21 protein-coding genes and 1 riboswitch are annotated in these 23,852 nt (G+C 54.8%); of the genes, 4 read left to right on the top strand and 17 right to left on the bottom strand.

Features of this window, described 5'->3' with window-relative positions; translation table 11 throughout:
• Positions 1 to 50 precede the first annotated feature (50 nt).
• A complete protein-coding gene (gene zwf / locus EJQ19_RS03180; protein WP_126139750.1) occupies positions 51 to 1,586 on the bottom strand; it encodes a glucose-6-phosphate dehydrogenase in 1,536 nt (511 codons plus the stop codon).
• A gap of 190 nt (positions 1,587 to 1,776) precedes the next feature.
• Here zwf and EJQ19_RS03185 point away from each other — a divergent pair, with 190 nt between their 5' ends.
• On the top strand, positions 1,777 to 2,175 hold the full coding sequence (locus EJQ19_RS03185) for an LSm family protein (RefSeq protein ID WP_126139751.1): 399 nt from the start codon (positions 1,777 to 1,779) through the stop codon (positions 2,173 to 2,175).
• Between the two features lie 36 nt (positions 2,176 to 2,211).
• Here the strand turns inward: EJQ19_RS03185 and EJQ19_RS03190 are convergent, their stop codons facing one another.
• Positions 2,212 to 2,658, bottom strand: coding sequence for a GNAT family N-acetyltransferase (locus EJQ19_RS03190; RefSeq protein ID WP_126139752.1), 447 nt, complete (start codon positions 2,656 to 2,658; stop codon positions 2,212 to 2,214).
• A gap of 127 nt (positions 2,659 to 2,785) precedes the next feature.
• On the opposite strand from EJQ19_RS03190, the gene EJQ19_RS03195 reads away from it, so the two are divergent.
• Complete coding sequence (locus EJQ19_RS03195; RefSeq protein ID WP_126139753.1) at positions 2,786 to 3,481, top strand: hypothetical protein; 696 nt, start codon at positions 2,786 to 2,788, stop codon at positions 3,479 to 3,481.
• 864 nt (positions 3,482 to 4,345) lie between these two features.
• Here EJQ19_RS03195 and lepB read toward each other — a convergent pair.
• The 5 genes from lepB to EJQ19_RS03220 all read right to left on the bottom strand — a co-directional run bounded on the left by lepB (position 4,346) and on the right by EJQ19_RS03220 (position 8,429).
• The gene (gene lepB / locus EJQ19_RS03200) at positions 4,346 to 4,894 is read right to left on the bottom strand and encodes a signal peptidase I (protein ID WP_126139754.1); all 549 of its coding nucleotides are present in this window, start codon (positions 4,892 to 4,894) and stop codon (positions 4,346 to 4,348) included.
• A gap of 17 nt (positions 4,895 to 4,911) precedes the next feature.
• On the bottom strand, positions 4,912 to 5,562 hold the full coding sequence (locus EJQ19_RS03205) for a response regulator (protein ID WP_126139755.1): 651 nt from the start codon (positions 5,560 to 5,562) through the stop codon (positions 4,912 to 4,914).
• 44 nt (positions 5,563 to 5,606) lie between these two features.
• Positions 5,607 to 6,671 carry a sensor histidine kinase gene (locus tag EJQ19_RS03210; protein ID WP_126139756.1) on the bottom strand — a complete coding sequence of 355 codons (1,065 nt, stop codon included), beginning with the start codon at positions 6,669 to 6,671 and terminating at the stop codon, positions 5,607 to 5,609.
• A gap of 25 nt (positions 6,672 to 6,696) precedes the next feature.
• The gene (liaF, locus tag EJQ19_RS03215) at positions 6,697 to 7,359 is read right to left on the bottom strand and encodes a cell wall-active antibiotics response protein LiaF (protein ID WP_126139757.1); all 663 of its coding nucleotides are present in this window, start codon (positions 7,357 to 7,359) and stop codon (positions 6,697 to 6,699) included.
• A gap of 416 nt (positions 7,360 to 7,775) precedes the next feature.
• Positions 7,776 to 8,429, bottom strand: a complete 654-nt coding sequence (locus tag EJQ19_RS03220; RefSeq protein ID WP_126139758.1) for a PspA/IM30 family protein — start codon at positions 8,427 to 8,429, stop codon at positions 7,776 to 7,778.
• A 156-nt stretch (positions 8,430 to 8,585) separates the two neighbouring features.
• Positions 8,586 to 8,739, top strand: a riboswitch (cyclic di-AMP (ydaO/yuaA leader).
• A 6-nt stretch (positions 8,740 to 8,745) separates the two neighbouring features.
• Here EJQ19_RS03220 and EJQ19_RS32765 point away from each other — a divergent pair.
• Complete coding sequence (locus EJQ19_RS32765) at positions 8,746 to 9,537, top strand: stalk domain-containing protein (protein ID WP_164716288.1); 792 nt, start codon at positions 8,746 to 8,748, stop codon at positions 9,535 to 9,537.
• 157 nt (positions 9,538 to 9,694) lie between these two features.
• Entirely contained in the window at positions 9,695 to 9,796 is a 102-nt protein-coding gene (locus EJQ19_RS32135) for a YjcZ family sporulation protein (RefSeq protein ID WP_206438357.1), read from the top strand.
• Positions 9,797 to 10,137: 341 nt separating this feature from the next.
• On the opposite strand, the gene EJQ19_RS03230 is transcribed toward EJQ19_RS32135, so the two are convergent.
• From EJQ19_RS03230 to EJQ19_RS03275, 10 genes are all read right to left on the bottom strand, one after another.
• Complete coding sequence (locus EJQ19_RS03230) at positions 10,138 to 11,403, bottom strand: molybdopterin molybdotransferase MoeA (RefSeq protein WP_241242705.1); 1,266 nt, start codon at positions 11,401 to 11,403, stop codon at positions 10,138 to 10,140.
• 23 nt (positions 11,404 to 11,426) lie between these two features.
• Complete coding sequence (gene moaA, locus EJQ19_RS03235) at positions 11,427 to 12,434, bottom strand: GTP 3',8-cyclase MoaA (protein ID WP_126139760.1); 1,008 nt, start codon at positions 12,432 to 12,434, stop codon at positions 11,427 to 11,429.
• A 98-nt stretch (positions 12,435 to 12,532) separates the two neighbouring features.
• Positions 12,533 to 13,141: a molybdenum cofactor guanylyltransferase gene (gene mobA / locus EJQ19_RS03240; protein WP_126139761.1), complete on the bottom strand. Its 609-nt coding sequence runs from the start codon at positions 13,139 to 13,141 to the stop codon at positions 12,533 to 12,535.
• On the bottom strand, positions 13,138 to 13,743 hold the full coding sequence (locus EJQ19_RS03245; RefSeq protein WP_126139794.1) for an MOSC domain-containing protein: 606 nt from the start codon (positions 13,741 to 13,743) through the stop codon (positions 13,138 to 13,140). The genes mobA and EJQ19_RS03245 overlap by 4 nt, the downstream gene beginning before the upstream one ends.
• Positions 13,744 to 13,940: 197 nt before the next feature.
• Positions 13,941 to 15,296 (bottom strand): molybdopterin-dependent oxidoreductase, encoded by a 1,356-nt coding sequence (locus EJQ19_RS03250; protein ID WP_126139762.1) that lies wholly within the window; start codon positions 15,294 to 15,296, stop codon positions 13,941 to 13,943.
• Positions 15,297 to 15,431: 135 nt separating this feature from the next.
• A complete protein-coding gene (locus tag EJQ19_RS03255; RefSeq protein ID WP_126139763.1) occupies positions 15,432 to 16,010 on the bottom strand; it encodes a stalk domain-containing protein in 579 nt (192 codons plus the stop codon).
• Between the two features lie 550 nt (positions 16,011 to 16,560).
• Positions 16,561 to 17,748: a sensor histidine kinase gene (locus EJQ19_RS03260; protein ID WP_126139764.1), complete on the bottom strand. Its 1,188-nt coding sequence runs from the start codon at positions 17,746 to 17,748 to the stop codon at positions 16,561 to 16,563.
• Positions 17,745 to 18,458, bottom strand: a complete 714-nt coding sequence (locus EJQ19_RS03265; RefSeq protein WP_126139765.1) for a response regulator transcription factor — start codon at positions 18,456 to 18,458, stop codon at positions 17,745 to 17,747. Before EJQ19_RS03265 ends, EJQ19_RS03260 begins: the two co-directional genes overlap by 4 nt.
• A gap of 245 nt (positions 18,459 to 18,703) precedes the next feature.
• Positions 18,704 to 23,122, bottom strand: a complete 4,419-nt coding sequence (locus EJQ19_RS32770) for a rhamnogalacturonan lyase family protein (protein WP_126139766.1) — start codon at positions 23,120 to 23,122, stop codon at positions 18,704 to 18,706.
• A gap of 292 nt (positions 23,123 to 23,414) precedes the next feature.
• Positions 23,415 to 23,795 (bottom strand): hypothetical protein, encoded by a 381-nt coding sequence (locus EJQ19_RS03275; RefSeq protein WP_241242706.1) that lies wholly within the window; start codon positions 23,793 to 23,795, stop codon positions 23,415 to 23,417.
• Between the last annotated feature and the right edge of the window lie 57 nt (positions 23,796 to 23,852).

Here is a 23,852-nt window from a genome sequence, read left to right on the forward strand (position 1 = left end):
AAACAAAAATCCAACAGGCTCCTTCGCCTGTTGGATTTGCAGGTACGCTTTTAAGCGAGTACCGTTGTCTTTTGAACTGCATCCCAATCGACTTCGCCTTCGTTTTGACCGTTGATTGGCCACCACTTGAAGCCATCGTCGCTTAGCAGCTTCGATGCTGCCTCAGGCCCCCAGGAGCCCGCAGGGTACTGCTTCAAATCTTGGGATGTCTCTCTCCACGCCGCAGCGATCCGGTCAACGTATTCCCACGCCAGCGCAACTTCGTCCCAACGCGTGAAATACGTGGAATCTCCGCGCGCCGCATCGTACAGCAGGCGCTCGTAGGCTTCCGGCGTGTTGATGCCGATTTGGCAACTTTGGCAGAAGTCCATCGCGATCGGCACGATGACACCTTCGGAGCCCGGCTGCTTCGCATTCATTTTCAGATAGATGCCTTCCATCGGATTCACACGGAACACCAACAGGTTCGGCTCCATCTGATGTTTAGACGCGAGGTAGACGTTGTTCGGAATATTTTTGAACTCGACGACAACTTCGGTCGTTTTGAGCGGCAATCTTTTGCCAGTACGGATATAAAAAGGTACGCCCGCCCAACGGAAATTGTCCACGTGCACGCGTGCGGCAAAATACGTCTCCGTCGTCGACTGCGGGTTCACGTTGTCCTCTTCGCGATACGCCGGCAGCACTTTGCCTTTGGAGGAGCCTTCGATATACTGACCGCGCACCACGTTAGCACGCACATCCTCGCCGTCTTCAAATAGACGCAGGGAGCGCAGCACTTTCACTTTCTCGTCGCGAATATCTTCCGGATTCAGACGGCTTGGCGGCTCCATCGCCATCATCATAATCATCTGCAGCATATGGTTCTGACCCATATCGCGCAGTGCGCCCGAGTGATCGTAGTATCCGCCGCGTTCTTCCACGCCGACCGTCTCGCTCAGCGTAATCTGAATATTCGCAATGTACTTGTTGTTCCAGAGCGGCTCGAAGAACGCGTTCGCGAAGCGTACGAATTCGATATTTTGAACCATTTCTTTGCCGAGGTAATGATCGATGCGGTAAATGTCCTTCTCTTCGAACACTTGACGCAGCTGCTCGTTCAAACGCTGTGCAGACGGCAGATCGTAGCCGAACGGCTTCTCGATCACCAGACGGTGCCAGCCTGTTGTATTCAGCAAGCCGCCTTCTTTCAGGTTGAGCGACACATTGCCGAACAGTTCCGGCGCCAGAGCCAGGTAGAACAGGCGGTTGCCGCCGGTTTGGAATTTGTCGTCGAGCCTGGCCGTGAGTACGTTCAGCTCATGGAAGCCCGCGACATTGTTAATGTCGAGCGACATGTATTCAAAATGGGACGCGAACCGTTCCCATTCGGCATCATCCACTTTTTTGTACCGTGCAAAATCTTGAATCGAATGCTTCACATCATCACGGAACTGCTCATTCGTCCGCGGTCTGCGCGCCAGCCCCACAACGGCAAAGTTCTCGCCGAGCTTGCCTTCCCGATACAGGCTGTAAAACGCCGGAAACAGCTTTCTTTTCGCCAAATCCCCTGTTGCCCCGAAAATATAATATACAGCTCCACTCATCTATGCATCATTCTTTCTCTATTAGATTAGGGTAATAAGCATAGCATACCGAAATTTGTCAGACGATTCAACTTTTCTACGACATTTCTTCCATAACATTTTCTTATACCAAACTAGACATTCGTCTATACCAGTCGGCAATACGGCGCATAGGCTATCATACCAACAATTCACGGAGGTGCCACATCAGATGCAACCCATTCACCCAATTTCGGCAAAAAGCTGCAAAAATCTGCTCGGAAAGCCCGTGTTCCTCGTCTTGAAAGACGGCTCACGATTATTCGGCGTCTTGCATCGCGTTGACAACAATAGACTGACGATCGGCGACGAGCCGCTCGCGAACGTCAGTGCAAAACCGAAAAAAACCGCCAAGAAGCCGACCGCAACCAAAAGTAAAACGGTAAAAACGACCAAGAAACAGACGCCTGCCGAGCAGTCTGCGCCGGAGCAGGAAACGCCTGCCGGGCTGATTTCGTTCGGATTCTGGGGACCGCCGCCAGAGGCTCCTGCTCCGGCTCCGGCTCCAGCTCCGCGCTCCTGGGACGTCCCGCTGGACAATGTGGGCGCGATGTTTACAGAGACGGTATAAAAAAAAGGCTGCGGATGCCCAAGCCATCCCAGCCTTTTATCTTGTTATGCGCTTGCTCATTTTGTAGCAGTAAAGCTCCGGAATGTACGTCTCCACCGCATACCCTCGTTTCGTATAAAAGTGAATCGCTCTTGGATTGCTGTCATCGACGAACAGCTCTACGGATTTGCAGCGCTCTTTCCGGCCGTAATCCTCCGCTGTTTTCATCAGCTCATGGCCGAGGCCTTTCCCCTGCTCGCGCTCGTCAATCGCCAGCATATCGACGAAGAGCACGCTCGATTTGCGTACAAACGTAATAAAGCCATACGGCTTACGGAAACCTCGGGCCGCTACGTAGGTTTTGTTGCGATTCAGCCTGGATCGAATTTCTGAGAACGTCACCGATTGGCCCGCTTCGTAGAGTCTTGAGTAAGGCACCAACTGTTCGATGACCATGCGATGGATCATGGCGTCGTCCGATGTAGGTAAACGTTTACGAATCATGCAGCACCGCCTCCACAAGCAGCAATAATGCTATCTTATGTCGCGTCTGCCGGAAATGACCCTGTGCCTGCCAATTTACCCCATTTCGCTTTGGTGATATAATAAAAGGAAGGAGGGGGATGACGCGATGATCAATGCCTATCCACCGATTCAAGCAGTGAGCAGCTACCAGACGCATAAGGATTACTATCGGGTGTCCGCGGTGAGCCGGACGGCCGGGGGGCAAGCCAGCACAATCCGCAGAGCGATGGATCTGCCCTATGAGAAGCTGCCGTACAAGCACTATGCGCACACTGCAGCCAAAAGCGTATCGAACGTCCTCGCTTCGGCCCAGCACGTGCAGCAATCCGCCGCGGCGCTGGTAAGGGCGGGCGACGAGCGTCAGCCCGCTGCAGATCGCGACATCGAAGAAACCGTTCATCATTTTATTGATTCCTATAATGATTTACAAGATGAGCTCGGTCAAGCCGGCGGCGAAGTCAGCCACGTGCTGCTCCGCGGGCTCGAACGCGCTGCGCAGCCGTACCGGCTCGGCGACATCGGCATCACCGAGCAGGAGGACGGCAAGCTCACGCTTGAGCCCGAGCTGCTCGAGGCCGGCCGCGACGCGGCGCTTCGCGCAGACGCGGGCTCGGCCATCAGCCGCGTGACGAACTTCGCGGCGTCGATGGCGAAGCGGCTGGATCAGCTGCAGCAGATGCCAGCGGCGGCGTTGCTTCAGCTCTCGGCATCGCCGCTGAAGCCATACGGGCAATACCGCGCCAAGCTGGACGCGTATTTGCCGGTGCCGCTGCGCGGCCTGCTGCTTGACGCGCGGATGTAAGGCGCACGTGCCGGGAGTGCGCATAGGGCATGCAGTGCGCTGCATGCCCACGCCAGGAGCGACCGATCGGCAGCACGCGCTGCGTTACTACTTAGGCGCTGCCAACGAGAACAGAGAAATGCCTGCGTAAAAGCAGGCTTTATTCGAAAAAATAATGGTTTTCGCAAAATGCCTGCGAAAAAGCAGTTTTTTAGGCCAAACTCGCTGAATACGCGGGTTCTCGCCGAAATTTCCTGCTTTCTTGCAGGCATTTCATCTAATCAGGAAGGGGGAGCGAGAAATTCCTGCTTTTTTGCAGGCTTGCTGCTCCATCCAAGGGACTCCCGTTCCTCATCCCTCTGCACTAGTCGTGCTTGCTTCTCATCATTAGCTTCGAATACGCCAGAAATTCGACTCGCGTGCCACGTCACCTGTAAATTGTACAGGTAATTTCCGCAAATCTTCGAATTCCACGCGATTAACTGCATTTCCTACAGCAATTTTGCACCCCACCCCCCAATTTCAGCTTATATCGCCCCAATCGAGGAAATTTACCTGCACATAATGCAGGAAGTAGCTCCATTCCCTACATCATCGCCAGGATTACATGTACAAAATACAGGTTCAGCACCCACGGCAGCAGCTATTAGGAGACATTTCGCCGTCTGGGGGCGGACATTCATATCGTTCGTTCAGCACTCGTCAACCACATCCGGCTATTCGCAACGCAATTAACCAACCACATCCCTCTATTCGCAACGCAATCAGCATCCCCCACTCAGCCAGCCGACTGCCAAAACTAAAAAAACCGCCCCTCCACGCTACCCCATCCCGAATCCGGATAAAAGAAAAGCGCAAGAAGTGCGGCTTATCTACGAATGCCTTTTAAAATAGCTTCTTCCCCAGCACATGATCCATCGGAATGAATCCGATAATCCGGCTGTCCATCGAATTATTTCGATTGTCCCCCATCACGAATATATTATCGTCGGGGACGGTCCATTTCTTATTGCTGTTCGCTTTCATGTCCTCATTCAAGTATGGCTCGTCCAACAGCTCGCCATTGCGGTACAGCTTGTTGTTCTTCATCTCAAGCACGTCGCCCGGCTTCCCGATCACGCGCTTGATCCAGATGTGCTTGTCGTCGCCGTGGACGAACAGGCTGAGCAGCGGGCTGTCCAACAGGTCGTTCTTGAACGTCCGACGCAGGTTCACGCGGGAATCGATGATGACGATGTCGCCGTAATCCGGCTCATAGCGAAACGTGTGCGACAGCTTCGAGACGTATACCCGCTGCGTATCATGCAGCGTTGGATCCATGGAGTGTCCGCTCACCCGGGTCGATTGAAACACGAACACGCCTAGAATTAAAACTAATACAAAAGAAATCGCAATGGAGCTGACCCAACTCCAAATTTGTTTGGCTGCCTTCATTCGGTTCGCTCCTCGCTTTATTCCACCAATCCATGCTTGAACGCATAAATGGCCGCCTGCGTCCGATCCTCCACGCCCAGCTTCGCGAGCACGTTCGTGACGTGAAACTTGACCGTCTTCACACCGATAAACAGGTCGTCCGCAAGCTCTTGATTCGACTTGCCCTGCGCAATCAAGCGCAGCACTTCCATCTCGCGCTCCGTGAGCTCCTCATGCGGCTGCGCTTCCTGCTTCGGCTGCCGAAAGCGGTTCATGATTTTGGAGGCCACTTGAGACTCCAGAATCGACTGCCCTTTTGCCGCGGCGCGGATCGCTTGGGCAATCTCAGAAGCACGTGACGTCTTGAGCAGATAGCTGAATGCGCCGGCTTCGATCACCGGATACATTTTCTCATCGTCCAGAAAGCTCGTCAACACAATCACTTTGCAATCCGGGTAGAGCTGCAGCAATTTGCGGGTCGTTTCGATCCCGTCCATACCTTCCATCACAAGATCCATCAGCACAACGTCAGGCCGGTACTCCTGGGCAAGACGAATGCCGTCCATCCCGTTGCTGGCCTCACCTACGACCTCAATGCCATCCTCAGTGCCCAGCACCGCGGCAAGTCCGATGCGCACCATTTCGTGATCGTCCACTAGCAGTACTTTAATCAGAGTGTCGTCGTCCATTTGCTTCTCCTTCCGTCCGGCAGCGCCGCCAGGTACCGCGGCATCTAGCCCTCTATGGCTTGGACATCGCCCGCAAGAATCGGTACCCGAATCTCAATCCGCGTACCGCGGTCAGGCGCTGTAATAATGTCAACGGACCCGCCAATCTCATTGACGCGCTCCTTCATCGACACGATGCCGTAAGACGTCAGCTTCTTCGCATCGAGTTCAAAACCGACGCCGTCGTCCCGAATCACCAGCCGAATGCCGTCAGAGCGGTGCAGCAGCTTCACTTCCAGCTTATTCGCCTTGGAATGCCGCAGCGCGTTCGACAGCGCTTCCTGTACAATACGGAACAAATGATCTTCAATTCCTTTATTCAAACGAATTTCTTCGTCCATATCCCATGTTATCGCCATTGGCACCTTCGCTGCAAGTTCTTTAAGCAGTTCGGTCAGGCCTTCCGACAACCGCTTGCCTTCCAAATGAATCGGCCGCAGATGCAGCAGCAGCGCGCGCATCTCCGATTGGGCCACGGAAGCCATCTCTTCAATGAGATGAATCTGGCGCTTTGCCTTCTCAAAATCCTTGTCGAGCGTCCGGCCGACCGCCGTCGCCGTCATCGAAATGGCAAACAGCTGCTGGCTAACCGCATCGTGCAGCTCACGGGCAAGACGCTGACGCTCTTCAATGACCGCGGTCAGCTTTGCTTTTTCCGTCAGCTCCACGTTATGGTTGGACAGCCGCTGCAAGCTCGTCACCTGCTCCTCCCAACGCTTCACAACCCGCTCCAATTGCTCGCCGAGCCGGCCAATCTCATCCTCGCCGTTGGCATAGTTGCCGCGGGTGAACGTCCCTTTTTCAAGCAGCAGCAGCGCCTCCATCATCGGATCGAGCCTACGGGTCACGCGGGAGGAATTCCAATAGCCGTATACAGCCCCAACCACCGTCAAAATAATCAAGGACATAAAGGCGAACGTGACGATGTCCTGCCAGCCCGTAAAGGCGAGCATAATGTTCCGGGAATTCAGAAAATACAGCACAACCCCGAAAACCACGAAGCTGAAAACGATCGCCTCCCCCATACTGCGCCATATCATGTTCGTTAACCGCCGTTTATAACCGTCCACTGGGTGAGGAACCTCCCTACGCGAGTTACAGTACTTTAACCTTGATATCTCCTACGATAAAAGAAAGGACGAGTTTCACCCGATGGTCGCAGTAATCATAATTGTTCGATTGCCATGTCAACTTGTTCATCACGCCGGTCTCCCGTTCCGCAGCAACTTGAATCTGTCCGAACGTCACCGAAGATACAACCGAGACGCCGATATCGTCCGGCACTTTAATGTCGATGTCGCCGACCACGCCTTGCAGAATGACCGTCGTTTCCTTTTGCTCCAGGATGGCCAGAGACAGATCGATATAGGTCTCCCCCACCAGATACCAGGTGGAATTGTTGCGTAAAATCCAAGGCTCGCGCCCGAGCCGAACGCTGTCCACGATCTTCTGCTTCTGACTATAGCTCTCATCTTTATACACTTGTCTGGATTTGATAAAAAATAATCCCAGTGATATCAGCACAATGGCGATTACAATCGTCACATGATTGCCAAATAGAATCACCGCGCCGGCCCCGATCAGGACGTAGCCTTTGTATTCCTTTTTAGACCGCACCCGGTGTATGCCGAGCAGAATGAGGAGTATCGCAAGAATAGGGAAAAAGCCTACAATATGATCCAGAAGCAAAAAAACACCGGCAGCGATCAGCACAAGCGCTGTGTTGCGGCTGCGGTTATTTTTGGTTTCTTCTCCCATCGTTGCACCTCCTCTGGTTGCTTGTACACATCGCTTCCTATGGAGTGTCTGAATGCTCCGAGGGTAGCAGATTTTGCCGAATTTTCGTTCCATGCAAGGAACTTTGGTGAAGGCGTACCGGGGGTACGTCAAGCAGAAGTGACGCAGCAGGGGGCGAAAAGGTGGTGAAAGATGCCCCTGAGCGGGTTTTCAGACATTCCTTAGCATACCATAAGTCTGCACCGCCTCCAATAAGCAATTCCTTACCGCTCTAGGGGTTGGCATATGCAGCGTAGGCGATGCGGGAGACTCGGAAGATCAAGCGTCGTGATGTAAAAGAACGCTGCCCGGCAGCGGGCAAGGCGAAGCAGTGAAGCCTTCGCAAGCCGAGTCGTCTGCGGCCGGCGCTCACTCGCCGGCTGACGGCTATGCAGCGGCTACTTCACGCCGCCGCCGTGCGAATCCCGATCGGCGCCGCGACGCCGCTCTTCTTCTTGCCATTCGCGCTGCAAGCGGGTGCGCAGCGCGCGCAGTTCATGCTGAAGGTTGCCGCTGGCCTCCTTCAGCGTCTCCTTCGACAGGCGGCCGGCGATGCGCAGCCCCTGCATGGCTTCCCGGCCGAGCTCGCGGCCGGTCGACTCCAGCTCGCGCCAACTGTGGCGCGAGGCCTCATAGCTGGTGCCGCCGCCATCACGTGGCGGCACATCCGCGCGCATCTGCTCCGAGAGCCGCAGGCACTCGTCCTGCAGGCTCGCGTACTGCGCGCGGTATTGCTCGCAAGCGGCCTCCTCGCGCAGCTTCTCTTGCAGGGCGAGCCGCGCGAGATCCTCATCGCCGGCCCGCATCGCGAGCTCGGCCTGCTCGGCGCGCAGCTGCGCCATTTCTTCGGCGCGCTCAATGTGCTGGCGCAGCCCGATCATGTCGTGGAGCGCCTCCTGGTAGCGCTCTTCGAGGTAATCTTTATCCACCCGGCGATTCCCGGGGGCATTAGGATCCAATTTGCCGACAGTCTCCTGCCAAACGGTGTCCATCATTTTGCCTACATGTTCAAACATATGTGAAAAGTCAAATCCGCCGCGATGCTTCGTCATTGCGATCCGCTCCTTTTTATCGTTCATCATACCCTTATCGTATCCGATTCCGAAGAAGGTCAAAACGGACCCGCGACTGTTTTGAACCTAGACCTAAGTCCAGTACGTGCAGCGTTACCACATTTTGGACGTTGTTCCGCTATGCCGCAAATGATAAACTATTTGAAGCCGAATCCGATGCATTTATTGAAGTATTGGTACGGGGGACGATTTACTTGGGGTGAATATTTGCCGGCCATCCGCCGCAGACTAGGGAGAACCTTCTTCCCGAACCCGTCAACTAACCTCGAAGGCTTACATGAAGGAGGATTACCAATTGCATAAGTTTACCAAAGGGTTAACAGGCCTTGCTGTGTCTTTGACAGTACTGGCTGCTGGCTTTCTTTCCCCATTCACAGCCAAAGCTGCCGAAATGGACGTGAAAGTGCAGGTCAACGATGACCTTGTTCGTTTTCCGGATGCGCAACCGTTTCTGGATGACAATCATTCGACGCAAGTTCCACTCCGTTTTGTAACGGAAAAGCTGGGCTATGAAGTTGATTGGAAAAAAGTTGGAAATCAAGTTACAGTTACACTCGATAACAGCCATCATACCGTTACCTTGATTTCCGGCCAAAAAGAAGCCCTGATCGATAATTCTCCTGTAACGCTCGACACGCCGCCTCAATTCCAAAACGGGCGCGTCTATGTCCCGCTACGCTTTCTCTCGAATACCGCAGGCATTCCGATTCAATGGGACTCCAGCAGCAAGCTGGCGATTCTCAGCAATGACGGTCAGCATCATGCACCGGATTACCAGGTTTTTGAATCGACAGCCTACTCCGCAGACCCGTCCGAAAACGGCGGCTTCGGCGCCTTCGATTTTCTCGGCAATCGCCTGGCAGTCGGCACCGTCGCGGTAGATCCTTCGGTCATCCCGCTCGGCACGAAGCTTTATATCGAAGGTTATTCCTATAACGGCCTCCCGCAAGGCGGCATGATCGCCTATGCAACGGATACGGGCAGCTCGATTAAAGGCAACCGCATCGATATTTTCATCCCTGGCTCGAAGCAGGCCCTGCGCAGTTACGGCATCCAAAAAATTAAAGTGTACAAGCTGTCCGAATAGCGGATTCGCTTGCAGGTCGACCGCCTTGTTCAGGCTGGTCGGCCTTTTGATTTTTGTTGCGGCCTGGGCGGGCAAATGTCCAATCAACGAATGCCTCTCCGCCATATGCTGATGTTGTAAGCACCTAACACAATCCACATTCGGAGGGGATTTCATTATGAGTTGTGCAGGTACAGGTACTGGAACTGGTTACGGATCCGTTGGCATTATCCTTGTTTTATATGTGCTGCTTGTGATCATTCTGGCGACGTTCTACTAATACACGGCATCATGCTGAAAAAGCCTGCCGCACCCCGGCTGTGAAGCTGGGGGCGACAGGCTTTTTCTATGGGTTTAATGGGGATGCGGAGCAAATGCCTGCAAAAAGGCAGGCATTTTCCACTTTCCCTTCCTGATTCGATGAATGCCTGCAAAAGAGCAGGAATTTTGGGCGAGAGCGCCCTTTTTGAGCAAGCATGGCCTAAAAAGCTGCTTTTCGCAGGCTTTTGAGGAAAACGCCGGTATTTGTAAGAAATCCCCTGCTTTTTCGCAGGAATCTCGGCAAGATAACGACCTAGACGCCAACTTGTCTTCCCGTTCTGCCCGCGGCGACACTCCCTTTCACCGCGAGCCGCCCGTCGGATACACCGTCACAAGCTCGCCGCGCGGGAACCCTTGTCCGCCGGCAGGCAAATAGATCAGGCAGTCCGCATCCTTAATCGATACCATGATGCTGGACTTATCGATGCCGGCTGGCTTCACCCGGACGATGCCGTCAACGACAGTCCTAGTACCCCGGACGTAGCGCGGGTAAGCCGACGGCTTGTTATAGTCGACGTCCAGGAGCGCCGACTGCTGCAGGGCATTCGGCTCGCCGCCTCCGAGCATCCAGTCGATCACCGGCTTCGCAAAAAGCTCGAAACCGACGAACGAAGCACCGGGATTGCCGGAGAGCGCAAGCAGCAGCTTGCCATTCCAGAGCGCCGCGCTCGTCGGTGTGCCCGGCCGCATCGCGACTTTATTGAATAGCAGCTCTCCGTCAAAACGTTCGAACACGCCCACCAGCACGTCGTAATCACCGACGGATACGCCACCCGAGGTCACGACCAGATCGACGGCAGGCAGTATCTCCCTGAGCGCCGCTTCAACCTCTGCGGGATCGTCCGACAGCGCCGGCCTCACCATGGCCGTGCCGCCGGCCGCTTCCACCTGTGCAGCCAGCATGTAGCTGTTGCTGTTGCGGATTTTCCCCGGCTCCAGAGGGGCGTCAATGCCGAGCAGCTCCGCACCTGTGGAGAAAATCGCCACCACCGGCTTGCGGTACACCGGCACCTCGGCGCAGCCGAAGGTCGCGAGGATTGCCGCTTCGCCGGGGCCGATCCGCGTGCCGCAAGCGAGCAGCTGCTCCCCGGTGGCAATTTCGCCGGCAATCGGCGTAATGTTGCTGCCGGCTTCGACGTTTTTCTTCACCCACACGCGTGTCGCGGCCTCGGCCTCCACGCCGTCGGTCATCTCCAGCATGACGACGGCATCCGCGCCGTCCGGCACCGGCGCACCGGTCATGATCCGCGCGCACGTGCCAGGCTGAATCGCGAGCTGAGGCATCGTGCCGCTCGGGATGTGCTCCACGACGCGAAGCTGCGCCGGAGCCTCCGGCGTGGCTTCCGCAATATCGGCGGCGCGTACGGCATACCCGTCCACGCCGGATCTGCGAAAATGCGGAACCGCATGGTCCGCATGCACGTCTACGGCCAGCCGCCGCCCGAAGGCGGCCGCAAGGCCGATGCGCTCCACGCCAAGCGGTGCCGCGTGCTTAGCCAAGAGCAAGCGCGCTTCCTCGACGCTGACGATGTTTCGTCCGAATTTGAGCTTCAATTCGCGACTCACGTGCTCCCGTTCCCCTTTCACAATTACCCGCCGATCTGCGACATTCGGCGAAGCGTCGGCGTATGCGACTGCGCTTCGTTCAGCAGCGCCTGCGCCATTTCATGATTTTGCGGCTTGATGTCCAGCGCCCGGAAGAACAGATTCTCGACCGCTTCATCATCGCCGATATATTTACGGACGTTGAACTCATCCGACCAGTACAGGCACGGTTTGATGTTGCCGTCGGCCGTCAGGCGCAGCCGATTGCAAGTCTCGCAAAAATGATCGCTGATGGGATGAATCAGCCCGAATGCGCCTTTCGCGCCGGCAATCCGGTAATTTTGGGCGGGGCCGTTGCCGTACACAGCCTCGGATGCTTCAGCCTGCCAGCCGCGTTCTTGACAGCAGTCCAGCACAGCGCTCAGCGGGAGATACCGGGATTTCCAGTTCTCATCGGCGTGTCCAATCGGCATGTACTCAATAAATCTCACTTGGATCGGCCGATCGATCGTCATTTGCAAAAAGTCTGCAATTTCGTCGTCGTTGATGCCCTTCATCAGCACCACGTTGAGCTTGATCGGCGTAATCCCCACGCGATAAGCCTCTTCAATCGAAGCAAGCACACGGGTGATATCGCCGCCGCGCGTAATCAGCGCGAAACGGTCCGCCCGCAGCGAGTCCAAACTTATATTAACGCGGGTTAGCCCGGCGGCACGCAGCTTCTCGGCGCGCGACGCAAAGTAAATCCCGTTCGTTGTCAACGCAATATCTTCAATACCCGGAATCGCCGACAGCATGGCGACGAGCTGCTCCAGATTTTTACGAACGAGCGGTTCGCCGCCGGTTAGCCGCAGCTTGCGAACCCCAAGGCCGGCCAGTACGCGAACAACGTCCGCAATCTCGTCGAACGTCAACAGCTTCTCATCCGGTTCAAACTCCATGCCTTCCTCCGGCATGCAGTACACACAACGCAAATTGCAGCGATCCGTCACAGAAATTCGCAGGTAATCATGCATTCGGCCAAAACGATCCATCAACAGTTGTTTCGACATGGCGTCCACCTTCTTTCTGTGCTCATTATGGCATATTTTCTTACATTTTTAAAGAATAACGCTCTGGATTTCTGTCTATTATTCTACCTTCCATTAATTCACGGCATATTACCTAACATATCTATCCAATCCTCCGGCGTATTCACATTCGCCGCAAATCCGGTTGGGATTCCTTTCTCTTCAAAGAACAGCTCGTCGACCCGCCGACAATCAAGCGCATCCAGCAGCCCCATCACCCGGTAGCGCTCCTGCCGGAGAAGGTTTTCCGCAGCACTGTTCACGCTCCGGGCATAAATGCCGTGCAGCGGATGTGTACGCCCCGCAATGACGGGAATGACCGCGTCCGCGTTCTCGGCTAGCCCGTGCCCTGCCATCGCTTCCGCCGCATCCGCCGAAATCCTGGGCATGTCGCAGCCCACAATCCACATGAACGGCGATGCAGCGGCGCAGCTGGCAGCGTGGATGCCGCTGAGCGGGCCCTTTTGCCGGTAGCGGTCTTGGATGCAGCTCACGCCCGGATACGGTTTGAGCACGGGGGCCATGCGCTCCGGCGTATTGGTGACAACGAGCAGCTGCTCACAGATGCGCGACATTTCCTTGATCTGCCTGCCGATCAGCGGTTCGTCACCGCAAGGCAGCAAATATTTGGGGCTCCCGCCCATGCGGCTGTTCAGCCCTCCGGCCAAAATGACACCCGTGAGCTTCACGCTTCGAGCTCCGCGACTCTTTTAAGGAAAGACTGCTTCCAGCTCTCCGACAGCACTTCAAGCCCCGCAAGCTTGCGGGCGGCTTCCAGGTTCTTTTTATCGTGATACTTCGTGTGGTTGGCGTATTTCAATGTGATGCCATGCTCATCTCGGCGAACGAGCTTGATCGGGGATGTCTGTGAAATCTTCCCTTCCTGCAGCACGCGAAAATAGTACCCGGTATAGCCTGTCTCCTGTACATAGAGCGCCGCTTGAGGCCAGTCCATGCGTTTAGCGAGCTTGTGGCAGGGCTGCCTCGGCTGCGAAACCTGCACCAGCGCGTCTCCGATCGCGTAGATGTCCCCGATGCACACATCCTGCTCCAGCATGCCGCGAACGGTCAAATTTTCGCCGAACGTCACCGGTTCGATCCGTTGCCCCCGCTTCTCCTCCCAATAGGCGTAATGTTCCTCCGGATACACGCACAGCGCTTTGTCGACGCCCCCATGCACGGTCAAGTCCGCTTGCCCGTCCCCTTCTAAACCTAGCTTGGATAAATGTAAAAGAGAGCTGACGGGCGTTTTCACAATCCCGGTAACCAGCTCTTCTCCACGATACTTCATGACTTGCGGCAGACCTACGTTTAACGATACGATTTGCAATTGGCTTCCCTCATTTCCGAGCAAGATGGTTAGTTTCTACTATACCAAAATCCGCTCAAAAAGAAAGCAGGACCTCCTGTCCGCTTATGACAGATGAGTCTCTTGGCATGCTGCTGGATTGGAACCGAATCTGAGCGACGCAGCTCTCGGAAAGCCACTTACATGTTGGACTTGCCCACCCAGGCATCGTTATCATACCCCCGCACTTCCCAATAGCCGATATGCTCCTTGTCGATCAGCTCAATTGCCTGCAGCCATTTGACGGACTTGTAGGCGTACATTTTGGGGACGATGAGCCGCACAGGGCCTCCGAGCTGATTCGGGATGGGCTTGCCGTCCAGCATTATGGCTACGAGAATATCGTCCATTCCCGCCTGATCCAGCGAAAGTGCATCCGTGTACACCTTGTCGCCGGAGTAAAATTTCACGAACTTCGCGCCGGGCTTTACGCCAGCAGCAGCCAGCAGCTGCTTCAGCGGGATGCCCTCCCAGGTGCAGTGGTAGACGGACCAGCCCGTTACACAGTGAAAATCGCTGACCTGCACGGTGCGCTTCAGCGCCAGGAACTGCTCCCACGTCCACGTGGCGGGACGCTCCACCAGCCCGGATATGGCGAATTGCCACGTATCCGAGGAAAATACAGGGATTTCCGTTACGGTGTAGATGCGGAAATTCCCCTGCGCTCCGCCGCCGACCACCGCAGCGGAGTCGGGCAAAGGCGACGGCGGCGGCAGCATCTTGTTGCCGTCGCTCGCGAGGTACTCGGCGGTCTGCGACCCGCCGGTGTCGAACGCGCCTTTTACCCACCGGTAAAAGGCGGGGCCGACCGCGATCACGAGCAGCCCTCCTGCGACAAGTCGCAGGAAGGAGCCGCGTGTGATCGGCGATTGTTTCAGCGCCGCGATGAGCGCCTGCGCGGCGGTGCGTTCGGCCGCCTCTTCGGGGGCGGCCGGTGTTGGTGCCGCAGCCGGCTGCACGGCGGCAGCGGCGGGTTCCGCAGCTGGCGCGGGCTGCGCAGCCCGCGGGCGGTTGGCGGCGGCTGCGCGTTCGAGCCGCGCCTGGCGCTTCAGCCATCGGCTGCGCGAGATGGCGTGGTACACGGCGTAGGGCACGCCCACCCAGGTGAGCAGGTCGTGCACGAGCAGCGCCGCGTTGTTCAGCCCCGGTGGCATGTGGCGGAACTGCCACAGGATGATGCCCGAAGCCGCCCATCCTGCGAGCAGCGCCAGGACGAACACCAGATTCGCGCGTTGACCGCGCCGCGCGCGAATTTGTCGCCAGTGCTTGCGCAGCATCGGCGCGTACAGCAGCATCAGCAGGATGGATGCGAGGCCAAGGTAGATGTGCAACTGCTTGAGCGTCACCCGAAAGCCGCCCAGCTCCCCGCGGATTGCACCGATGCTCAGCACAATGCCCGTCACCGTCAGCGCCAACAAAATCCAGGCGTTCCAGCTATGTATCGCAGTTAAACGCTTTCCAAACGATTGCTTCAGCCAACTCCGTTTGCCGTCCATCGTTGTACCTCCTCGATTTGAGCCACATTTTTATGCTCTCATCATACTCCATAAATATTAAAAAAGGCTTACATTTTTGTCCTTCAGACACCAAACCTCTCCGGCACTTTCGTGCAGAGAGGCTCGGGACGAATCCTATTTTAATAGATACATGTCAACAAACGCTTTCGTCACATACGTCGTGCTGTCAATGAGGACAGGTGCATACATCATCAATTCCGTCATGCCGTCGATCTGAACCGATTTACTATCAATCTGAAGCATGATCCCCTTGCTATCTACCATCGACTTGTCTTGCATCATCGACTTATCCTCCATCATGCCCTTACTATCCATCATCGACTTATCCTGCATCATGCCCTTATCGCCCATCATCGACTTATCCTGCATCATGCCCTTATCGTCCATCATCGTCTTGTCCTTCATCATGCCCTTATCGTCCATCATCGACTTATCCTGCATCATGCCCTTATCGTCCATCATCGTCTTACTCAGCGTAATCGAACGGGTTTCCCCCATCCACCATACTTGGTAGCCTAGGCTTTCTGCAACTTGCCGAAGCGGCACCAACTCCATGCCATCCTTCATCATCGTGGTCACGCCCGTGTAGTCATAGCTGTTCTTGTTCATCATCTCATCCGCATTCGCCAACGCAGGCAAAGCGAGTGTACAAGCCACAACGCCTGTCATCAGCATGGTTCTCCAATTTTTCATCGTATCCAGCCTCCTGAAATTATAGTCATTCGTTCTTCCTCTACAAAATTAAGGGACAAAGATTACCGATGACTAACAGGTTTCTTACAAAAGGCTTACAAAAGCCTATCAGAACTGTGCGGCGTGCCGTATAATCCGTACCGAAGTGTTCACAAGCTAGATGCCTACAGTACCACAAAAGGTCATGAACTGCATTTTGTACATGTAAATGGGAATCTAAACAGCCAAATGACCGACTTACCTGCATAATGTACATGTAAATCCCCTAATTTGGATGGAAAAAGGCGAAAATCAGTCTATATCCAAAAATTAACTGTATGTTTTACATGTCTTCGATGTTTTTTGCGGAAGTTTAGCAAATAACCTGTAGTTTTTACAGGTAGCCGACTACGGCGCATGCGTGTGAGTCTCCTGCCAGCTTCCAATGACGCGAGTATCATCAAGTTTTGGCAAGCTGTGCGGTAGCTCTCCTCAGACATCTAGACGCACCGCGCCAGCGCAAAAAGCCCTCCCCCACCGCAATCAGCGACAGGAGAAGGCTCCCCATGCGTTATTCCGTTCTATACACAGGCAGTGTGAACCAAAAGCAGCTCCCTGTACGGTGCTGGCTCAGAATGCTCTGAGCCCCATTCGCCTTCTGCCCGCCTTGCTCCTCCTGCACGCTCTGATCGCCTTGCTCCTCCTGTACGCTCTGTCCGCCCTGCTCCTCCTGCACACTCTGACAGCCTCGTCCCCCCTGAACGCTCTGACCGCTCAGGACACCAACCGCGCCGCCGTGCAGCTCGACGATCGATTTCGCGATCGCAAGTCCGAGCCCTGCACCGCCTCCAGCGCGCGTCCGGGACGGATCGACGCGATAAAAGCGTTCAAATACCCTCGCAACATCTTCCGGAGGAATGCCCGGCCCTTGATCCTGGATCGCAAGCTTCACGAAGCCGTCGTCTGCAAGCTCCGCCTGTATCTTTATCGTGCCTCCCAGAGGGGAGTGGCGGATCGCATTGCTCAGCATGTTGCCCAGTACCCGATTGATTTCCTGGGGCATAATGGCTACAGGAGGAAGCCGATCCGGCACGTCAACCTCGACTTGCAGCTGCTTCTCCTCGACTTTCAGCGCCAAGCCTTGCAGGCTGTCGATCAGCAGAACGTCCACATAATAGGGCACGGGATCGTACATCGTTCCGCCCGCTTCCAACTGCGAGAGTTTGAACAGCTCCTGGATCAGCGCATCCAAACGGCCGGTTTCCAGCTTAATCGTTTGCAAATAGCGCTCAAACGTCGGACGGTCCTGAATGACCTCGTCCTGAAGCGCCTCGACATAGGACTGAATCGACGCCATCGGTGTGCGCAAATCGTGAGAGACGTTGGCAATCAGCTCCCTGCGCGAAGCCTCAGCCGACCTTAGCTGCTGAAAGCTTTCCTTCAGCTTCACAGACATCACGTTAAATTGCCGGGCAAGCCCTTGAAATTCTACTGGGCCAATCTCCGGGGCCTTGCCTTCAAACTGCCCTTCCGCCAACTGTTCTGTTTCTCGCGTAATGGCACGAATCGCTTTTTCGAGCGGCCTCGTCATGACGTAGTGAAGCACCATGGATACGCCTGCTGCCCCTAATGTCACGGTTGTCAGAATCAACACATCCCGCCCGTTCAGGATCATCGTTCGATAGCAAATAAACAGGGTGAGCAGAATCATGCCGGTACTGACTCCGCTTGCAACCAGCAGATAGTCCCGCAGTTTCATGACGATTCCCTGCCTTCGAATTTGTAACCGATGCCCCAGACCGTTTTAATGTAACGGGGCTGCGAAGGAACGGGCTCGATCTTCTCCCGCAGCCGGCGAATATGTACCGTCACTGTCGTCGTGTCGCCGTAGTAGTCGATGTCCCAGACTCGATTAAGCAGTTGGTTCCGCGAAAAAACCTGCTCCGGATGCGAGGCAAACAGATGCAGCAGCTCGAACTCCTTCACCGTGAGCTCAATCTCTTTGCCTTCCGTGCGCACCGTTCTGGAGAGCGCATTCAGCTCCAGACCCGGAAACCTGAGGACGTGCCCCGGCGCCGTCTGGCTGCTATCCTCCGGCTGGCTGCGGAACTGCCGCCGCAAAATCGCCTTAGCCCGGAGCACCAGCTCGCGAGGCGAGAAGGGCTTCGTCAAATAATCGTCCGCCCCCATCGTGAGGCCCATCAGACGGTCCATTTCATCTCCAAGCGCCGTTAGCATAATAATCGGCACATCCTCCTCGCTGCGAATCTCCTCGCAGACCTGCCAGCCCGTTATGCCCGGCATCATCAGATCCAGCACAATAAGCTGCGGTCTATGCAGGCGCCATTGACGAAGCGCTTCCTCGCCGCTTGCCGCCGTGATGACCCGATAGCCTTCGCGGTTAAAATACACGCTGCATACGTCCGTTATATTGGATTCGTCATCGACGACAAGTATACGTGTACTCATCCGGCTCAGCCTCCTTGTCCGGTTTTGTCTTCTTTCCCGATTATACGGCATTCTCCCCGGAAAAGGATTACAAAAACCTTACAAATCGCCTGCCGTGCCAACTGCTCTCCTCCACGACAGGTACCGCAGGAACAATATTCCTGCCGAATACGGGCATCAGCTGCACGTTGAAATTCCCACATACGCTTTACTTACTGCAAATAAAAAAGGCTGACCGATACAATTCTCGGCCAGCCTTTTTTTTATTAATTCAATTGAAACAACCGATCAATGATAACTGCCGCTTGCGCGCGGTTCGCTGCGTCCTGCGGCGCAAACTTGCCGCCGTCCACACCGTTCACGATGCCATTTGCTTTCATCTGTTCAACCGCCTTCACGGCATATGGCGAAATATTCGCCTGATCCGCGAACGCGCCGCCTGTGGATGTGCCGGCCAGCTTCATGCCAAGCAGCTCGGATGCGCGATAGATCAGCACGGACATATCCTCACGTGTGATCTCATCGTTCACGCCAAAGCTGCCATCCGCTTTGCCTTGCACGATGCCCAGCTTCTGCGCTGCCGCGATGGAGCTGGTGTACCAAGCATCGGCCTGCACGTCCGTCAGGCTGCTTGTCGCCGCCGGATCAGCGAGATCAAATGCTTGCATCAGCATTTTAACAAATTCGGCACGCGTCACATGCGTATTCGGGTTGAACGCTTGATCGCTTACACCGTCCACAATACCTCGGGAAGCCAGCTTCACGATGCTGTCTTTCGCCCATGCTGCGCCGGACAAGTCGTTAAAGCTTACGGACACATAAGCAGCTGCGTACATACTGAAATGTGCCGGTTTAAATTCAACTTTGCCTGTCGCGCTGTTCCATTTGCCGTTTTTCACGACTTGCGTTTGACCACTGCCATCGATGTAATACACGACAATGCCGTTCGGATCTTCACCCGGCTGCAGCTCGTACGGGAAGCCGACGGTGACTTTGCCATCCAGGTTCGCCGCTTTTTCGCCGTCAACCTTCAAGTTCAGCTCATACACCGGATGATTGCCAACAAGCGATGCTGCTTCCGCGGGTAAGGAAGCCGGTTCGACTTTAGCCACCTGGAGCTGCAGATTGGATGCGCCGGATTTCAGATAGTCGGTGTCAAGAGCAAGCTCCGCTAACCCGACGTTCATCACCAGTTGCTTCACTGAATCTGTTTTCAGCAGAACTTGTACCGGGACGTCCACCTGAACTTCTTTCGTACCTGCCGCCGGCGTTACTTGCAGACGAACGTTGCCCGCTTGGCTGCCCGCAGCTTTCAGAAGATCATCCTTCTGAATCGTCACGGCCGCTTTACCGCTTGCATCCGGCTGTGCCGTCAGCGAAAGCTCGCCCTCTTTTACCGTAGGGGACGGTGTAGTGATGCCGCCTGTTTGCGCAGAGCCCGATTGCCCGCTGCCTGAACTGCTGTCTCCCGATGGTGTGTCACCGCTGCCGTTTCCGTCGGAGCCGTTATCTCCTCCTTGATCGCCGCCGGAACCACTATCCCCGCCACAATCGCATCCCGTATCCGGCGCTTCCGGCGCAGGCACTGTATACATATTTGAAGCAGGCGGCGTTTGCATGCCGTTACCCAAATAGTAGCTCAGATGCGGCGGCTGGTTGTAGCCGGTATTTTGCCAAGCAATGCCTAGACGATACACCGGATCGTGCATCAATGTGACGAAGCGATAATCCGTTACAGCCGTCGAGGAATAGATGCGAAGTGCTGAGCTGTCTTCCGTTCTAGCCACAACTTCCTCACGCCAGTCGCCGAGAATATCGGCCTGCAGCGATGGGTTACCTTTGGTGCCGTTATTCGAGTAAGTTCCGTTGAACTTAACCAAATTTACCAGACTGCTGTTCGCATAATCCCATTTGTCAATTTTCGGTACGCCGTTGGTTCCATCCCAATTATGATCCAGCAGCTCGCGGCTCAAGTCGCCGTCCCACCAGATCGCAAAGTTGGAAGTTGGAATTTTGTTGGAAATTTTTGTTCCATCGCTCGTAAACATGAAGCCTTCTGAATTGTTTTCGGTTGCCGCTGATTTGGTCGCATCAATTGCCCAAACTTCCTCACCCGGATAGCGCGGGTCTAAGTCTGCCGAAAGACCGCGGCCCGTATCCGCCCCGACTTGCGGCTGACCGAACAGCACTTTGCCTGTACGGGCATCAATCATCGTACCCGAGGTTGGCGCGCTTGTTTCTTCTTGCACCGTCCACAGTTCCATGCCTAGACGATTTGGATTCAAATCGCTGAGATGCATCGCATCGCCATGACCAAGCTTCGTATCCCAGAGCAGTTGGCCATTATCGTCAATCGCGGTATTGCCTGTCACAATTTCATCTTTGCCATCGGCATCAACGTCTGCCACGCTCAACTGATGGTTCCCCTGTCCATAGCCAGGGTTCGGTCTGTCGAACGCCCACAGCTTGGTAAGCTGGCCATCTCTCCAGTTGTAAGCCACAATTGCCATTCTTGTGTAATAGCCGCGCTGCAGCACCAGACTTGGCCTTTGGCCGTCCAGATATGCGATCGCCGCGCCGAAACGGTCTACACGGTTGCCATACGTATCTCCCCAGCCGCCGACATCGCCTCTTGGCGGGTCGTAAGCTTCACGCACCAGCTCTCTGCCTGTCAATCCATCGAAGATCGAGAAATACTCCGGCCCTTCCAAAACATACCCCGTACCGTTCCGGTGATCCGCAGTTCCGTCGCCGATAATCGCGCCTGTTCCGTCAACCGTACCGTCGGCTGTACGCAGCGCGACTTCCGCTTTGCCGTCCCCGTCCAGATCGTACACCATCAGATCCAAATAGTGCGCACCGGCGCGGATGTTCACGCCCATATCGATCCGCCACAATCGCGTGCCATCTAGCTTATAGGCATCGACATACGTATTGCCGGTGATGCCCGACTGCGAATTGTCCTTGGAATTGCTAGGGTCCCACTTCAAAACAATTTCATACTGGCCGTCGCCATCCAGGTCGCCGACCGATGCATCATTCGCGCGATACGTGTACGATTCGCCCGCTGTGGTCACACCGTCGGCCGGTTTTTGCAGCGGTACCGTCAAATAATTGCTAGCCCAAGGCATTGCCGTCTCGGACTTTTTCTGCTCCACGCCGCCCATGACGGCACGCACGTAGTAGGAAGAATCTGCTGTCCCTGTGGCATCTACATAATTGGTGCTGCCGGCAATCGGCGTAGTGTTCAGCTTCACACCGTCGCGATATAGATTAAATGTTGTATCGGCAGGATCCGTTCCCAGCAAGCGCCAGCTCACAAAAACGTTCCCGCTGTCCTGAATCGCAACCAGACCGCGATCCAGCTTCTCCATCTGTCTGGCCGGGAACTGGGTCGGCGTCGCGCTCACGTCCACCGCGGCAGACTCGGACTCGCCTTCACCGTCATATTCATAGACGGCTGTAACTTTGTAATTGTAGGCCGTTCCATTCACAAGGCCGTTCAGCGTTGCCATGGACGTGCCTTTCGGCAGCGTCGCCGCAAGCGTCAAGGATTGATCGCTGCCCACCGCATAAATCCGCGCTGCTTGATACGCAGGATCGATAGGCGGCTTCCAGCCGATTTGCACCTTGCCGTCATGTCCTTCCGCAACAACATCCGTCACTTTCGGAGACTTTTCCAGCTTATTGACCGTTAAGTTATACGTCCTTGCGACGTCGGTATAGGTAAGCGAGGTAACGGAAATAGGTACCGCCGTGGACAATCCGGTAAGCGGCACTGTCGCCGAAGACCCGCTGCTTACGCTTTCCGTTCCTACTTTGAGCGATACTTGCCCCGTGTTGCTCGCCGTCGGCGCCACTGTAACGATGGCTGATGAGTAAGGCACATCAATTTTGTAATTTTGTACGGCGGGATCGAAGGAGAGGGAAGGCATATAATCCCCCGAATTTACAGCCAGACTGCTTAACGTCAAATCCAGCGAAGTCAGCTTGACGTTTGTAACGTTGATTTTCTGCACATCTAATAATTTATTATTCCAGAATGAGAAACTGCTGACCCGTTGAAGATTGGCCGTGTAAAAACTTTGATCGGTCACAACTTCCGTTCCCGTATTCAAATCTTTAATCGTCAACGAATACTTCTGCTTAGGCACATTCACAATCATCGAAAACCGATACCAATGAGAAGCATCATAATTCACCAGCGTTGTGCCGGTGTTCTTAGCCGTCATCTTCTTAATGGTGCCGTTCTGAATCTGGAATTGTGAAGCTACTGCGTTGGTTGCATTGATTTTTCCGTCCATCAAAAAGAAGCTCACGTTTGTTGTTGCAGGCATGTTTACATCAAACTGCATCAGCATCCCTCCGGTTTCCGGAGTAAAGCGCTGCCCGAAATAAGAAGACACCGGTGGATCTGCCGAGGGAAAACTGACCGCGCCATAAGTAATGCCCGTCACGGAATCCTGCGAAACATTAACTGTCGGCACCCCTCCCTCCGACGCCCATTTGTTACCGCTTCCAAGCGTGAGCGCGCCAAGCGAGTACGTACTGAAATCATCACTGACTATAGCCGTGTCCGCCGCGAATGCAGGAACCGCTTTCATAGGAAGCCACGGTACAACGATGGCCGCCGCAAGCAGCAGTTTGACTGATGCCGTCCCGGCCATTTTCCGCCAAAAGCTCATATTTACTCAACCTCTCTCTCATGTAAAATTCTCCCTCATTATTCACCCAACGCTATCTCCGCAACAATGCAATAAACCGAGGCAAATCTCTAAAAAACAGTGTTAACTACGTTTGCACAACGCCGAACTGGACTTGCATTTTGTTGCAGAGCTTGGACTATATTGAAGTCCCCGTCTGGCCGCGGCAGTAAGGGCTTAGCAAACGCAAAAAAGACCAAGTCCGCCCCAAGAGCGAACTCAGCCTTTATTCCAATACCTTAGTTTGCGCTAAGGCAATCACTGTCACCGTCAACTATCCGCCAATCCGAATTTTGCGATATGTATCGATAAACGAAAGCACATCCACGCGTTTTCCTCTGCTTTTCGCCACACGAGCCATTTTCACAAGCGTTGTCCAGAATTCATCCAAAACCGGGGAATCCCAATCGTTCTCTTTTGGCTCTCTCGCGCAAATATGCTTGTAGTCGTTGCCGTCATCCGCAATCAAAAACTGAAACTGATTTTTTTTCCATTGTTCGCCGGATACGTAGCTGATGCCCATTTCCCGCATTTTTTTGCGGACCGATGTCACTGGCCGAGACAATTCTCGCGCGATGACTACCGGCGGGCATTCTGTGGCTAGACGAAGCAATTTGTCTAATTCTTGTGTCGACCAAGGTTTTTTTGTCATCATCGACCAACTCCCTTTCTCGCTCATCGTCAAAAATTTTCCTGCTCAGTTTCTTCTCTC

The organism is Paenibacillus whitsoniae (genome assembly GCF_003955665.1).
Classification (GTDB): Bacteria; Bacillota; Bacilli; order Paenibacillales; family NBRC-103111; genus Paenibacillus_E; species Paenibacillus_E whitsoniae.